This window comes from Cochlodiniinecator piscidefendens, assembly GCF_011326755.1.
Lineage (GTDB): Bacteria > Pseudomonadota > Alphaproteobacteria > Rhodobacterales > Rhodobacteraceae > Cochlodiniinecator > Cochlodiniinecator piscidefendens.
Genome location: NZ_JAAOIE010000011.1, coordinates 1 through 14,243, shown reverse-complemented (window position 1 = coordinate 14,243; position 14,243 = coordinate 1). Strand labels below are relative to the sequence as shown.

General features: G+C 51.5%; 9 protein-coding genes and 1 pseudogene. 3 read left to right on the top strand and 7 right to left on the bottom strand.

Annotated features, from left to right (window positions below; genetic code table 11):
• Positions 1–205: 205 nt before the first annotated feature.
• Together G9C99_RS17285 and G9C99_RS17280 are read left to right on the top strand one after the other, a co-directional pair.
• Positions 206–2,332 (top strand): GumC family protein, encoded by a 2,127-nt coding sequence (locus tag G9C99_RS17285; protein WP_231704121.1) that lies wholly within the window; start codon positions 206–208, stop codon positions 2,330–2,332.
• Between the two features lie 87 nt (positions 2,333–2,419).
• The gene (locus G9C99_RS17280; protein ID WP_166418793.1) at positions 2,420–3,448 is read left to right on the top strand and encodes a DUF2793 domain-containing protein; all 1,029 of its coding nucleotides are present in this window, start codon (positions 2,420–2,422) and stop codon (positions 3,446–3,448) included.
• A 58-nt stretch (positions 3,449–3,506) separates the two neighbouring features.
• Here the strand turns inward: G9C99_RS17280 and G9C99_RS17275 are convergent, their stop codons facing one another.
• The gene (locus G9C99_RS17275; protein ID WP_231704120.1) at positions 3,507–6,749 is read right to left on the bottom strand and encodes a M10 family metallopeptidase; all 3,243 of its coding nucleotides are present in this window, start codon (positions 6,747–6,749) and stop codon (positions 3,507–3,509) included.
• 406 nt (positions 6,750–7,155) lie between these two features.
• Here G9C99_RS17275 and G9C99_RS17270 point away from each other — a divergent pair, with 406 nt between their 5' ends.
• Positions 7,156–7,863, top strand: coding sequence for an acylneuraminate cytidylyltransferase family protein (locus tag G9C99_RS17270; RefSeq protein ID WP_166418792.1), 708 nt, complete (start codon positions 7,156–7,158; stop codon positions 7,861–7,863).
• Here G9C99_RS17270 and G9C99_RS17265 read toward each other — a convergent pair.
• From G9C99_RS17265 to G9C99_RS17240, 6 genes and pseudogenes are all read right to left on the bottom strand, one after another.
• Entirely contained in the window at positions 7,860–9,152 is a 1,293-nt protein-coding gene (locus G9C99_RS17265; protein WP_231704119.1) for a 3-deoxy-D-manno-octulosonic acid transferase, read from the bottom strand. The genes G9C99_RS17270 and G9C99_RS17265 overlap by 4 nt on opposite strands.
• Positions 9,153–9,187: 35 nt before the next feature.
• Positions 9,188–10,456, bottom strand: coding sequence for a 3-deoxy-D-manno-octulosonic acid transferase (locus tag G9C99_RS17260; RefSeq protein WP_166418790.1), 1,269 nt, complete (start codon positions 10,454–10,456; stop codon positions 9,188–9,190).
• Positions 10,446–11,564: a UDP-N-acetylglucosamine 2-epimerase gene (neuC, locus tag G9C99_RS17255; protein ID WP_166418789.1), complete on the bottom strand. Its 1,119-nt coding sequence runs from the start codon at positions 11,562–11,564 to the stop codon at positions 10,446–10,448. Before neuC ends, G9C99_RS17260 begins: the two co-directional genes overlap by 11 nt.
• A gap of 106 nt (positions 11,565–11,670) precedes the next feature.
• On the bottom strand, positions 11,671–12,699 hold the full coding sequence (locus tag G9C99_RS17250) for an N-acetylneuraminate synthase family protein (RefSeq protein ID WP_166418788.1): 1,029 nt from the start codon (positions 12,697–12,699) through the stop codon (positions 11,671–11,673).
• Positions 12,700–12,773: 74 nt separating this feature from the next.
• A complete protein-coding gene (locus G9C99_RS17245; RefSeq protein ID WP_205859889.1) occupies positions 12,774–13,781 on the bottom strand; it encodes a KpsF/GutQ family sugar-phosphate isomerase in 1,008 nt (335 codons plus the stop codon).
• A gap of 51 nt (positions 13,782–13,832) precedes the next feature.
• Positions 13,833–14,243: pseudogene (locus G9C99_RS17240) on the bottom strand (3-deoxy-8-phosphooctulonate synthase); the annotation flags it as partial.

The following is a 14,243-nucleotide window of genomic DNA, read 5'->3' as shown; positions in this document are numbered from 1 at the left end:
AATCCGTTTTCTGAGTAAAAGGGAATGAAACACTGCGCAACTGATTTATTTTGTGGTCAGGTTTTGTATTGGGCGGGAATGGATGCGTGTTTTGTGGGCTTTTTCCGAGGGAATGTTAGGCTTTTAATGGGGTTCTAGATTAAGAGGAGCATTGCTTAGCAGACTTTCTCACAATATGAGAGGGATAATTACAGATAGGTTTTTGATGACTGATATGACACCAGCCCGTGCAAATCTACAGCATCGCCGCGTGGCGGCACCTGAAGGGCAGATTGATCTGCTAGAAATTGCACGCTTGTTGTGGCGCGGAAAGTTCTGGATTTTATTTACCAGCCTATTCGCAGCAGTTTTAAGCATCTATTACGTATTTGCGATCGCGACGCCGCTGTATTCTGCTGGGGCTGTTGTGACGTTGGAAAAACAACAAGACTCTGTTGTGAATCTAGAGAGTGTTGTGACCGGGCTTTCTGGGGATCAGGCGACGATCAATACCGAAGTTGAAGTCATGCGTTCACGCGCTTTGCTTGAAAAGCTTGTGATCGATATGGATCTGATTTCAGATCCCGAGTTTAACGAAGAACTGCGCCCAGAAACGCTGTTTTCCAAAGACCGTTTGGTGGAGCTGGTGCAATCGATATTGGGATTGCCTGTTGATCAGCGTCCTTTAACTGATCAAGTGATCTTGGATCAGGTTGTCAATAAAGTAAGCGAAGCTTTATGGGTCTCTAACCTGCGCCAAAGCTACGTGTTTTGGATTACTGTAACGACGGAAGATGCGGAGAAATCCGCCCAAATGGCAAACCGTCTGGCAGAGCTTTATATCATAGATCAGTTGGAGGCTAAGTTTTCCGCAACAGAGCGCGCTTCGGTTTGGCTGGCGGAGCGGGTGACTGATTTGCAGGCGCAGCTTGAAATCTCTGAAGTTGCGGTCGAGGATTTTAATGCCCGCACGGATTTGATTAATGCAGATACATTGGCAGCGTTGAACCGGCAGCTTAAAGAACAGCGGGACCGATTACTGGCGGGCGAAGAAGACACCAACGCATTGCAGCAAAGGCTTGCACTCTTAGAGGCGCTAATGGGCGCTGAGCCAGCCGAAATTGCAGCAGCGGTAGATGACAGGCTTTTGGATCGCTTGTTGGTACAGATTGAAAATGGCCGCCTAACAGATCGCAGCAGTTTTGATGCGCGATTTGAACAGCTCATCGCACAAGTACAGCTGGAACATGATCGCGCCTCAACCCGTCTGGTCGCTCTGACCACATCAGTTGCAGACCTGTCTGAGGAGATTACACGCCAGTCGGCCGATTTGCTTGAGTTGCGGCAGTTGCAGCGCGAAGCTGAGGCTAGCGGATTGATTTATGAACATTTCCTAAGTCGCCTTAAAGAAACCAGCGTGCAGCAGGGGCTTCAACAAGCCGACAGTCGTGTGCTGTCTTTGGCTGCTGTTCCACAAGAGGCAGCCGCCCCGCGCAAAGGTATGGTGGTGGCATTGTCGTTCCTGTTTGGGGCTTTATTTGGCATGATCGTGCTTGTTCTGCGCGAGTTTTCCCAAAACACATTCCGCGTGGCTGAAGACCTCGAGGGGCGCACGGGCCATATCGTTTTGGGGCAAATCCCGTCAATTTCGGTCCGCAAGCGGCGCAATGTTTTGCAGTACCTCACGAAGAACCCGACCTCAGCCGCTGCCGAAGCGATCCGCAATCTGCGTACGTCTGTTTTACTGTCAAATGTTGACAACCCACCGCAAGTGATCTTGTCGACCTCTTCTGTCCCGGGCGAGGGTAAAACCACGCAGTCTATTGCTTTGGCGCAGAACCTCGCGGGGCTTGGGAAAAAAGTGCTGCTGCTGGAAGGTGATATTCGACGCCGTGTCTTTTCGGAGTATTTTGACATTAAAGGCCAAAAAGGATTTCTGTCTGTGATGTCTGGCGAAGCGACGCTGGCTGAGGCCGTGGCCTATAATGATGTCCTAAAAGCAGATATTTTGCTTGGGGAAAAATCGCTGACCAACGCAGCAGACCTATATTCGTCTGACCGTTTTATGACCTTCTTAAAACAGCTGCGCGCCGAATATGACTACATCATCATCGACACGCCGCCGGTTCTTTCAGTTCCAGACGCAAGGGTGATTGGGCGCGCTGTGGATTCGATCCTTTATACTGTTAAGTGGGACAGCACGTCGCGCCGTCAGGTACTTGAGGGATTAAAAGCCTTTGAAAACGTGAATATTAACGTCACAGGGTTGGTTTTAAGTCAGGTGAGTCCCAAAGGCATGAAGCGCTATGGCTATGGGGATAGCTACGGAGCTTACAACCAAAACTACGGTTAAGAGAGAAGCAGCGTACGCAGGTGCAGGGGGGTTTTAACGCTCTTGCGGGATGCTTGCCTCGGTTCTCATCTTTTTCCGGGGTTATTCATGCCAGACGTGTCCGCAAATCTGTCTCTTCCATTCATTCAGCCCTCTCAGGCGCAAAAACATGTGACGCACAATGAGGCGCTGCAAAAACTGGATGCACTGGTGCAGTTGTCAGTGTTATCAAGTACTCTCGCCAACCCTCCTGTAGTGGCTTCAGAGGGAGACGCCTATATTATTCCAACAGGAGGAACGGGAGTGTGGGCCGGTTCCGATGGTGCGTTGGCTATCTTTGAGGGTAATGTTTGGACCATCATTCAGCCAGAGGATGGTTGGTTAGCATATGTCCAAGACGAAGATCTTCTATATCGCTACCTCGGAGATTGGGCGGTTTTACCGCTTTCTCAAACAGCAGCGATGCTTGGAGTGAATGGTACTCCGGATGCATATAATAAATTTCTGTGCCAGTCTGAAGGTGTTCTATTTAATCACGTGGGCAGTCATCAACGAACAACAATTAATAAAGCGTCGCCAACAGATGACGCTTCTCACAATTTTCAAACAGGCTTTTCTTCAAGAGCACTATCGGGTCTGTTAGGATCAGATAATTACAGTATTAAGGTTTCTCCTGATGGAGCATCGTATAAAACTGCACTTCAAATAGATGCGTCCACAGGGATAGTTTCTAAACCGCATTGCGTTGCGTTTCAGGCGACAGCAGGGGCAATACCCGCGGGTACGGCTGGCGCTTTCAAAGCAGGGTATGATGGTGCAAGTGCACAGGTGGTGCTTGATCCGCATGGTGCAGTCGCATCAGGTGTATTTACGGCACCAGTTGATGGTGTTTACCAAATTACAGGTTCTGCGTCGACAGGTACTGGTACAACGCATAATTTAACGATTGGGGTTTATAAAAATAGTGCACTGGTTGGCAAATTCTCGTTAAATTATTTTAAAACATTTAGCGATGTTTCTAAAACAGTTTTTTTGGAGCTTGTGCTTGGGGATACAGTATATTGTGAATTGGAATATCAAAATAACGTAACGAGCTCGGTTTACTCGTCATCCTTTGGTGGAGTTCTTATTGGGTGAAATAAGAGTATATACAACAAAGGGCCTGACTGTAGCAGGCCCTTTGTAAATTAGCCTGTTAAAAGATAAAGGCATCATCCTGTGCTTCATGTCCTGATGCCGTCGTAAGGACAAATGAATCCCATGCGCCCCATGTTGTGCCGTCATGTGCACGGACCCACAGAGTTTGTGTGCCATCACTGCTACCGCTGTTCAGTTGCAGATTATCTAGCTCGGATGCGCTTAGGGTATAGCCTGTGTCGGCATCAATAGCAGATCCATTCAACAAGAAACTGTCGCTGCCGGCATCATCCCAGACCTGATACTGCGTTGCGGCATCATTGTCGCCATCGGTGTAAACGACATCACGGCCGATATTGACGGTTTCATTTGCGCCCAATGTTAGGTTCTCAAGTGTTGCTGTTGGGGCGGCGTTGCTAGGGCCTGTTGTGAAGTCGAATGAATCCCACGCGCTCCATTCGGTGCCATCATTAACGCGGATCCATAGGGTTTGGGTGCCATTTGTGGCATCACTTTGAAGCCCAAGGCCACTCAGCTCAGAGGCACTTAGTGTATAGCCTGCACTTGCATCAATTGCAGATCCATTCAGCAAGAAACTATTGCCGCCAACGTCATCCCAGATTTCATACTGAGTTGCGGCGTCACTATCACCGTCACTGTAATTAACGTTCGCACTGATATTGGTGGTTTGGCCTGTATCCAAGGCAAGATCGGCAACGGCGACAGTTGGGGTCGCATTGCTGGCCCCTGTCGTGGTCAGATCAAATGAATCCCATGCGCCCCATTCAGTACCATCATTGGCACGGATCCACAGGGTTTGTGTGCCGCCTGATGCAGCACCTTGAACCCAAAGGCCCGCCAGCTGATCTGCGGTTATTTCATACCCTGAGGCGGCGTTGACCGTTCCAACACCCTGAACCCAGAAGCTATTGGTGCCTTGGTTGTCCCAAATTTCGTACTGCGTGGCTGCATCATTGTTTGCGTCGCTGTACGTGACGGCATTGCCGATCAAATTCCAAGCATTTGGGTCAAGCGATAGGTCTTCGATTGTGGCGACTGGCGCAACATTTCCTGCGGATGGGTCAGCTGTTGTGGTCAATGTGAAGCTGTCCCATGCGCTCCAGTCTTCACCATCGCTTGCGCGGATCCAGAGAGTTTGTGATCCTGCGCTGCTGTCGCCTTGTACGGAAAGTGAAGCGAGTTGTGCTGAGGTCAGAGTGTAGCCGCTTGTGGCATCAACCAACCCGGTGCCTTGAAGCCAGAAACTGTTTTCGCCAGATGCATCCCAAACCTCATATTGCGTGACCGCGTCACTGTCTGCATCACTGTAATTGACCAAACTGGCCAATGAGGTGCGGGTGTTAGCCACAACAGATATATCATCAACTGTGGTAACTGGACGTGTGTTTGGCGCGGATGTGGTCAGGGTGAAATTATCCCATGCACCCCATTCGGTGCCATCGTTTGCGCGAATGCGCAGTGTTTGCGCACCTGTATTTGCGGCCCCTTGAACCCAAAGCCCCGAAAGCTGCTCTGCGGTTAAGGTATAGCCTGAACTTGCGTCAATCACACCACTGCCTGTCAGCCAGAAGGTGCCAGTGCCAGAAACCTGATATTGTGTTGCGGCGTCATTGTCTGCGTCGCTATATGCTACAGCAAGACCGATCTGGCTCCAGGCGCCTGGCGCAAGCTCAAGATTTTCCAGTGTTGCAACGGGTGCAGTGTTGGAAGAGGTCAATGCAACGGTCTGGTCGTTAAAGCGCAGCTGTTCCACATTGGTAAGCGTTGATGTCACGCCACTGATGGTGACACGGGTTGTGTCACCTGTTGTGGTGATTGTCGCAGCTGAACGATTGGCGCCAAAAACAGCCGTATCTGAGCCATCCCCACCGTCGATTGTGTCAGCACCGCCGCCACCTGTGATAACATTATCAGTATCATTGCCGGTGATTGTGTCTGCATAGCGGCCAGAAATTACGTTTTCAATGACAGTACCACGGGCAATTGAAAGCGTACCAATCTGACCATAAATATCTGAAACGGTTTCAGAGCGCATGTCGATGCGTTGTGCTGATGTGGAAGATCGTAAATCAAGCGTGTCTGTCCCGCCATCGTCATAAATGGTGAACATAATTGGATTTGTTAGGCCAGATAATCCATCCAGATACCCACCTGCATTTGAATTTTCACCGTAGGTCGTGTTGCCAGTGCGTTGACCAGTGTTTGTGAGGTCATAAAGCGATTGCACCGCGAGAATATCGGCAATCATCGGTGTGACCACTTGGGCGTATGATGAGGTGATAAAGGTGTTATCATCCGGGCTCATGTAGGACATGACCGTCGCTTGCCAGCTGTCGTTCAGGTAGTGATTGCCATCTGTGTTGAGCGTATCCACAGAATAACGGGCATTCCCGTTGTAGCTTCCTGCGTGACCTAACCCCAAAGCGTGACCAATTTCATGGATGTAGGTTGAGAAAGAATAACTATCGAGTGTCGAACCGCTGCTTGTCAGCCACGAGGTCGAAACATTCACCTCAGAACGCGTAATGGATGAGCCCAGTGTATTTGAAACACTATAGGCACCGCTGTTATTGTCGTCGAAAAAGATTTCGGCGACGGCACCGACACTTTCATCGACAAAGTTAAATACGATGCCGGTGACATTGGTCCAAGACTCTAATGCGGCTGTCGCTAAGGCGCGCCCTGCGGAGGTCAGGGATGTAATATCAACGCTGATTGAACCATCAGACCCAATATTGAAAGACCGTGCAGACCGCCCTGAATCTTCCCAATATCCGCCATTGAGGTAGCTGGCGATTTGATCATGTGAATATGTAGGCAGCAGTGTGGTGCCCATGTCTGTTGCAGTGATATTATAGCTGCCGGATGCACCGTTATAAGAATATGCAGCAACATAATAGGTGCCAGAGGTCTCTACCGTGATTTCCAACTGAGAAGACCGGCTGGTGCGTGACATATCGTCATTTTGACCCACACGGTTACCATCTGCATCATAAATCGCGAGAATAGTATCTAAACCAGAACTGCCACCTGATCCATTCATGTTGAGCCGGACTGCCTCGCCTGCTGTGAGGTTAATCGCGACAAGGTCTGTATCATATGTACTGAGGGAGCCGCTGAATGTGTCGCCAACTGACATTGTGTAGGGCGTGGTTGGAGGCGTAATTGTAAAAGGCGCATCCGTGCCTTCGCTGATAACCGCCTTATCACTGATTCCGACATCTACTGTCGCTGGAAAAGTCGTCCCGTCACCGTCCCGCATGAAACATGTAATACACATACCCGTATCCCCAATATTGAATGCAAATGCCTGATTGCACCTACGCGTGATTTAAGGCCGAAATTGGGCCATTTACGCGTTTTTTTGCACCTTAAAGCGTAATATCAGGTGAAGCAAATACCTTTCGGCTGAGCGTGGCGGTGTTTTGCCCGCTGGGGATTTTGAAGATTAACAACTGCGAGTTGGATTGTATTTACCTATAAAATACATAGGGTTTTGCGCTGCACAGATGGGCAAGAGGCCGCGTAGGGTGAAACGCAATTATCACCTTATGCGCTCTCTGGCGGTTTTTTATCCCATCGTTTATAGGTTTTCCGGCTTGGGAAGATGGAACAAATTATAAATAAAAATGTGGCCTTGGGCGGGGCTCGTGCTGCATTTCAAACCCATAATCAGGAGAGACCAGATGATCATTGGCCATATTGGGGCACGCAAAGGCAGCAAAGGTGTGCCAGGTAAGAACTTTCGCGATGTCTGTGGAAAGCCGTTGATCGACTGGTCCCTTGATCAGTTGTTTCAATGTGAACGTGTGGATGTGGTTGTCGTGTCAACGGACAGCGAAGAGATGTATGAACACGCGATCGCGCGGGGCACCTTAGATATTGGTTTGCGTCCGGCCCATTTGGCAAATGATACTGCTGCCAAGTGGAACGTGTGGGAACATGCCTTGGAAGAGGTCGAAAAGCAGACGGGCCCGGCCAGTGTCTTTATGGATCTGGATTGCACATCACCCCTGCGCGAAGCCCAAGATATCGAAAACGCGCTTGATCTCTTTTTTGCCGAGCAGCCGGATATGGTTATGACCTGCGCTGAGGCCCGGACAAACCCCTATTTCAACCTGCTAGAAACGGATGAAACCGGGGCTTTGCATGTGTCAAAACCTTTGCCCAATGGGGTTGTTGCGCGTCAGCAGGCCCCGATGGTTTATCAGCATGCGGCGTCGACTTATATTATGGCGGCGGATTACATCAAACGGGCCAATGCGTTGTTTGAGGGCCGGGTTCTACCCTCTGTGGTTCCGGCGTCTCGCAGTCAGGACATCGATGAAGAAATTGATTTTCAGGTGGTGAAGTTCCTGATGGAAGAACGTCTAAAACAGCAAAGCGCCAGTTAATTTTCAGGGCGGCGCAACGCGGGCAGTGCTTTCAGGCTGCGTTGCGCTGCCCCGGAATGGGCAGTGTAAAATTCACCAATATCACCGGATATCACCCCGAGCTCTGCTGGGCTGAGAGCTGCGATAAGGGCCTTTTCATCATCAAGTTGACGCACAACCCCGGCTTTGATTGCTTCAAAGGCCGGGTATTCGATGGTCCAGATATGTGGGCCAACCAAAACCGGTTTTTGCACCGCAAGCGGTTCAATCACATTATGGGCCCCTTTGGGGTGGAACCCGCCTCCGACAATCACCTGTTGGGCCAAAGACAGGTAAAAATACATTTCCCCCATACTATCCCCAAGCAGAACGTCAATATTCGGCCAAGCCTCAGTGAGGGTGAGGTTTTTATCTAACACATCACTGCGGCGGGCGATGTTCAGGCCTGCATCCTGTAACAGGTCGGCGGTTTCAGAAAACCGTTCGGGCGCACGGGGTACATAGATAAACAGGGGCGGGGTTTTCCCGGCGTTTTGCCATTGCTGCCGTGCGGCTTTGATCGCGTTGATATAAAGTACGTCTTCGCCAGCGATGACACTGGCTAAGGTCACAACGGGGCGTGCCAAAAGCTGTGGGCGCAGGTTATCGGCGGCCTCTAGCAAATGCGGCGGAATGGGCTGGTCAAAGCGCAGCTCGCCCGTGATCGCGATGTTCTTTGCGCCCAAGCTGCGAAACCGGTCAGCCTGCCGTTCTGATTTTACCATAACTCCGGCAAAGCCTGTGACCAGCTCGGCGCGTATCTTGCCCTGATCACGCTCAAAACTTTTGGTGGGGTATTGGCCATTGCAGATGAACAAAGGCACGGCGTGTTTATGGCAGGATGCAATCATCTGCGGCCAATATTCGATTTCCATCACCAGGCCGTATTTCGGGGTAAACGCTTTGAAAAACTGTCGAAAGCATATGTCGAACTCAAAAGGCACCCAGACGACGGACATTTGCCCCTGTTTAATCTCAGTGCTGAATTGTTTGTGGGCCTCGCGGCGCCCGGCAGGGGTGAAATTGGTTATGACCACATGTTCGCCCTGCGCCAAAAGCGCTTGGATCAATGGCACCGCTGAACGAAATTCCCCCAATGATACCGCATGGACCCAGACTGCGTTTTTCAGGGGGATCGGGTAGAGCCCGAAACGTTCCTGTAGGTGGGCGCGGTAGGTGGGATCTTTGCGGCTGCGCAGCAGAAGATACAGCATCACCACAGGAAACAGCACAACCCAAAGCGCTTTGTAGAGCCAGAGAAAGCCACGCATGCGGCGGCTTGGGAAAGGGGCGAGATGGGGGGAGGTCATGGCTTGAGCAATTTCAGTACATCATCTGATAATTGGGTCAGCCCCTGTTGCGCCTGATCGGCAACGCCGCGTGCACGCACAGCCATATCGCGGGTGGCGTCGTCTTGCAAAGCCTGTGCAACTTCATCTGCTGTTGTTACGGCCAATGCGGCCTGATGGGCGTGTAAATCTTGCATATCAGGGATGAAATTCGCCATATTTGGGCCGTGTAAAATTGCACAGTTCAATTGTGCGGCTTCCCATGGATTATGTCCACCAGTATCGCCAAAGCTACCGCCGATCAGCGCATGGTCCGCCAAACGATACCAAAGCCCAAGTTCACCAAAACTATCTGCAATATAAACCTGCGTATTTATATCGGGCAGATCCGTTTGACTGCGGCGTGTCGTGGTAAAACCTTTTTGTTGGCAATGACGGTGCAGCGCATCAGCAACTGATGGATAACGCGGTGCAATGATCAATAGGGCATTGGGGTTTTGATCTAAAACTTTGCGATGCGCGGCCAGAGCAACATCTTCATCCGCAGTATGTGAAGAGGCTAACACCCAAACCATACGCCCCTGTGTGGCGCTTTGCATCTGAATCAAAACATCAGGATCCGCACTAAGGGCAGCGCAGCTTGCCTTGAGCGTTGGGTGGGTGATGACATTGGCCGCCCCAAGGTTGCGCAGGTGGTCAGCCGTGTCTGCATTTTGGGCGGCTACGAGATCAAAACACCCATAAACATAGGCATAAAGGCTGCGCATACGCATACGTGATAAAAAAGCCTTTTCGGTGAGGCGCCCATTGATCAGAGCCAGCGGAATGGCCCGATTACGTGCTGCAACCACATGGTTGGGCCAAATTTCCTGTTCTGACCAAAGGCTCAGATCAGGGGTCCAATGGTCTAAAAAGCGTTCAATATAGCGCGGGCAATCCAAAGGCAGAAACTGATGCTGAGTGTTTGGTGGGGCATTTTGGGAAAACACATCGGCAGAGGCCAATGTGCCACTGGTGACCAAAAAATGTAGCTTTGGATCGCGGTTATGTAGAATGTCGATAAGGCCGCGCAGGGCTAAAACTTCGCCCAGACCAACAGCATGTAACCAGATCAACCTGCCCTTGGGACGCGCAAGCCCGGCATGGCCGAGCTTTTCAACCCATCGGGTTGGGTGTTCTTTGCCAAGGCCCATTCGTTTTTGTAAATGCCGGCGCGCGTACAAAGATAAAAAACGAGACAGGCCGCGGTAAGCACGCACCGAAAAAGGATGCGCGTCAGATTGCATCTACAAACCCTTTTTGCAGCCCACCTTCCCAAAATGATGGTTCATGCAGTGTTTTTATGAACAGTTCAGTTGCCGTACCTTCACCAAAAGCTGTGTGAGGCGGATAGCGCTTGCCCCATTCGGTTTCCAGAAAGGCACGGATTTTTGCGGTATCCTGGGCCGGGCTGCTATGGATGGATGGGGCCTGTGCGCGATTGGTTTGACGTGTGCCAACATCCAGCGATGGCACACCTAAAAACGGGGCTTCGCGCACGCCCGCCGAACTGTTGCCCACCATCGCGCTGGCGTTTTTCATCAGTTCGGAAAAATGGGCAAACCGCATCGAAGGAATGGCGCGGAACTGCTGTTGGGGCAGTGCATTGATCACCTCAAAAATTGCCTCTGATCCCGGATCATTGTTGGGCAGGATCAAAACGAAATTCCGCTTTGACGCCTCAAGTTCCCCATAAAGCGCGCGGGCTTGCGTCTCCATCTGGTCTGCCTCTGAGGTGACCGGGTGGAAAACACAAATGCCGTAATCCTCAAAGGCAATGTCATAACGCGTTTTCACCTCGGCCAACGAAACACCAGAGTCTTGGGAATGAAAATCAAGCTCGGGCGAGCCGATCACATGAATGCTTTCGCTCGGCTCCCCTAGGGCTTGAACCCGTTTTGCCGCCGCAGGAGAGCTGACAAAATGATAATTGGCGAGCTTTGAATTGCAGTGACGGAAAATCTCATCAATTGTGCCAGAGACCTCGCCGCCCTCAATGTGGGCGCAGCGCACATAGTTGGTGGCACAGACCAAAGCACAAGCAAGCGCTTCGACACGGTCACCATGCACAATCACCAAATCGGGCTTTTGTTCAGCCACAAAATCCGAAAATCCCAGCACGGTTTTGGCCAAGATCGTATCTTGGGGATCGCCCGCGCGTTGGTTCATGAATTCATAGCTGACGATACCGGGTGTTTTTTGCACCTCAAGCTTTGTCAGCCCATAGCGTGCCATCAAATGCATACCTGTGACAAAGAAGGACACCTTGAACCCAGCTTTGCGCGCGGCAGTGGCGAGGGGTTCTAGTTTGCCAAAATCAGCGCGGGTCCCGGTTACAAACAAAAGGCTTTGCATTGATGTCTATCCGTCAGGTTAGCGGTGGATTTTCTGTCTACAAAGACAGTTCAAGGTATTGGTCGTGCCACCAGTTTTAGACCCGATTGGCCTATTTAGGCTCTGTTTAGTTTAGGTCAGACCATTTTAACTGCTGGTTATGGGTGACGGCTGTGGTCAGGGTTTTGCCGACCACTTTGTCAAAGTCATACCCCGCAATATCGCCTGATCCGGGGCGGCGGGCCCAAATGTCAGCCTCGGTAATCACATGTCCTGCGGGTAGATCTTTGTCCGCAACAACGCTGGCGCGGGCAAAACGGTAAACGTCTTCTTCGGGGCCTGTGCGTTTTTTGTCGTTGTGCAGGGCGGTGTGAATTTCCTTTGAACGATCAATCAGGAATTTCAATTCAGCCGGGTCCATGGAGCAGGAAATATCCGGGCCTTTGCGATAGCGGCTGTCGGTATAGTGGCGTTCCAAAATCGTCGCGCCAAGCGCTACAGACGCCAACGCCATTGAAGGCCCGATCGAGTGGTCAGAAAATCCTACAGTCGCATTAGGGAACGCGGCTTTTAGCTCAGTCACCCCTTTGAGAGAGACGATTTCAGGCGGGCTTGGATAAAGGTTGGTGCATTCGAGAAGCGCGTAGTCAACGCCGGCCTCTTCTAGGATTTGCACAGAGGCGCGCATGGTTTCAATCGTCTGCATCCCAGTGGACAGGATGATTGGTTTGCCAAACCGGGCGATGTGACGGATCAAAGGCAGATTGTCAGCCTCACCAGAGCCGATTTTAAATCCCGGCACATCAATGTCATTCAGGAAATCCGCCGCCGCCCGCGAAAACGGGGTTGAGATGTAAATCATCCCGAGGCTTTCGGTGTATTCTTTTAGCTCTTTTTCATCCTCAAGGGATAAGGCGCAGCGCTTCATGACCTCCCAAATCGACACATCCGCGTTTGGCGGAAAAATCTGTTGCGCCTCGGCGGTCATTTCATCTTCGACGATGTGGGTTTGGTGTTTCACGCATTCACAGCCAGCATCGCGGGCCATACGCACCATGTCTTTGGCGACGCTTAAATCGCCGTCGTGGTTGATCCCGATTTCCGCGATGACAAGAGGAGGGTGGGCCGGGCCAATTTCACGATGCGCAAGTTTCATAGGATCTCTTTATAACTGTGGGTTAGATATGGCTGACAAGCGCGAGGCCGATTGTCAAGGAAGGGCAGGGCGCATTAGGCGACGCCCCGCTGTAACAGTTGAAGCACGGTGATCAGCCCAACGGGTTTTTCATCCTCAACCACAAAGGCGGCGGTGATGCGGTTGGTCTGCATGATATTGAGCGCGCGCGCACTCAGACGTTCCTGATCCAGCGTGACGCTGTTGGGGGTCATCAATTGCGCAGCCGTGGCCGACCAGATTACGGCTTGCATGGTGCCGGATGTGTTTTTTTCCAGATAACGGCGAATGTCACCATCTGTAACCACACCGACCAAATGCCCGTCAGCGTTCTGAAGTCCAACAATCCCAAACCCCTTGTTTGAGATTTCAGAGATAACTTCGATGATGGGGGCCGTTTCAGGCAGCAAAGGCAGCTGATCGCCCTTGTGCATGAATTCGCTGATTGGCTGCAAAACAGACCCCAGTTTGCCACCGGGGTGAAAGTTGCGAAAGCTTTCCTCAGAAAACCCGCGCATACGCAGCAGGGTCACGGCCAAAGCATCGCCAATCGCCAATTGCAACAGCGTTGATGTTGTTGGCGCGAGGTTATGCGGGCAGGCTTCCTCGGCGCGGGGCAGAACAATCGGGAATTGCGCTTTGCGCGCAAGGGTCGACTCCGCCTTACCGGTGATCGCGATGATGGGCACATCAAACCGCAGACCATAAGCGATGATATCAGACAGTTCGCGGGTTTCGCCGGACCATGACATTAAAACCAAAACATCACTGCTTTGGATCATACCAAGGTCGCCATGGCTGGCCTCAGCCGCATGCACAAAATAAGCAGGCGTGCCGGTCGAGGAAAATGTAGCGGCCAGTTTACGCGCGATATGGCCGCTTTTACCGACACCAGACAGGATCAGCCGCCCCTTCATTTCAAACATAACCTGTGCCGCATCACTGATGATCGCGGCCAATTCCGGCTCTGATACGCTGTTTAGGGTCTGTTTTAAGCCATCCTGAAAAACGCTCAGGGATTCCTGAACAGACTGCAGTGGTGAAAAATCATTTTTGGTCGGCACGTAAGAACCTCTTTGTCCAGTCACGCGGGGGGGGCCGAAAGATTGGCCCGTTTAACCCAATTCTTTGGTCAGGGTGTCATAAGCTTTGAAACTTGTGAGCAACGCCTTCATCTGATCCAGCGGAACCATGTTTGGTCCGTCACTTGGCGCGTTGTCGGGGTCCGGGTGCGTTTCAATAAAGAGCGCTGAACACCCCACCGCCAAAGCGGCCCGTGCCAATGGCGGTACATATTCGCGTTTGCCACCGGTTGAGGCACCATTGCCGCCGGGAAATTGCACAGAGTGCGTGGCGTCAAACACCACGGGATACCCGGTTTCAGCCATGATTGGGAGGCTGCGGAAATCACTGACCAGCATATTATAGCCAAAGGAGGTGCCGCGATCTGTCAGCAAAATCCGGTCATTGCCAGTGCTGGCCACTTTGTCTGCGACATTGCCCATATCCCAAGGGGCCAGGAACTG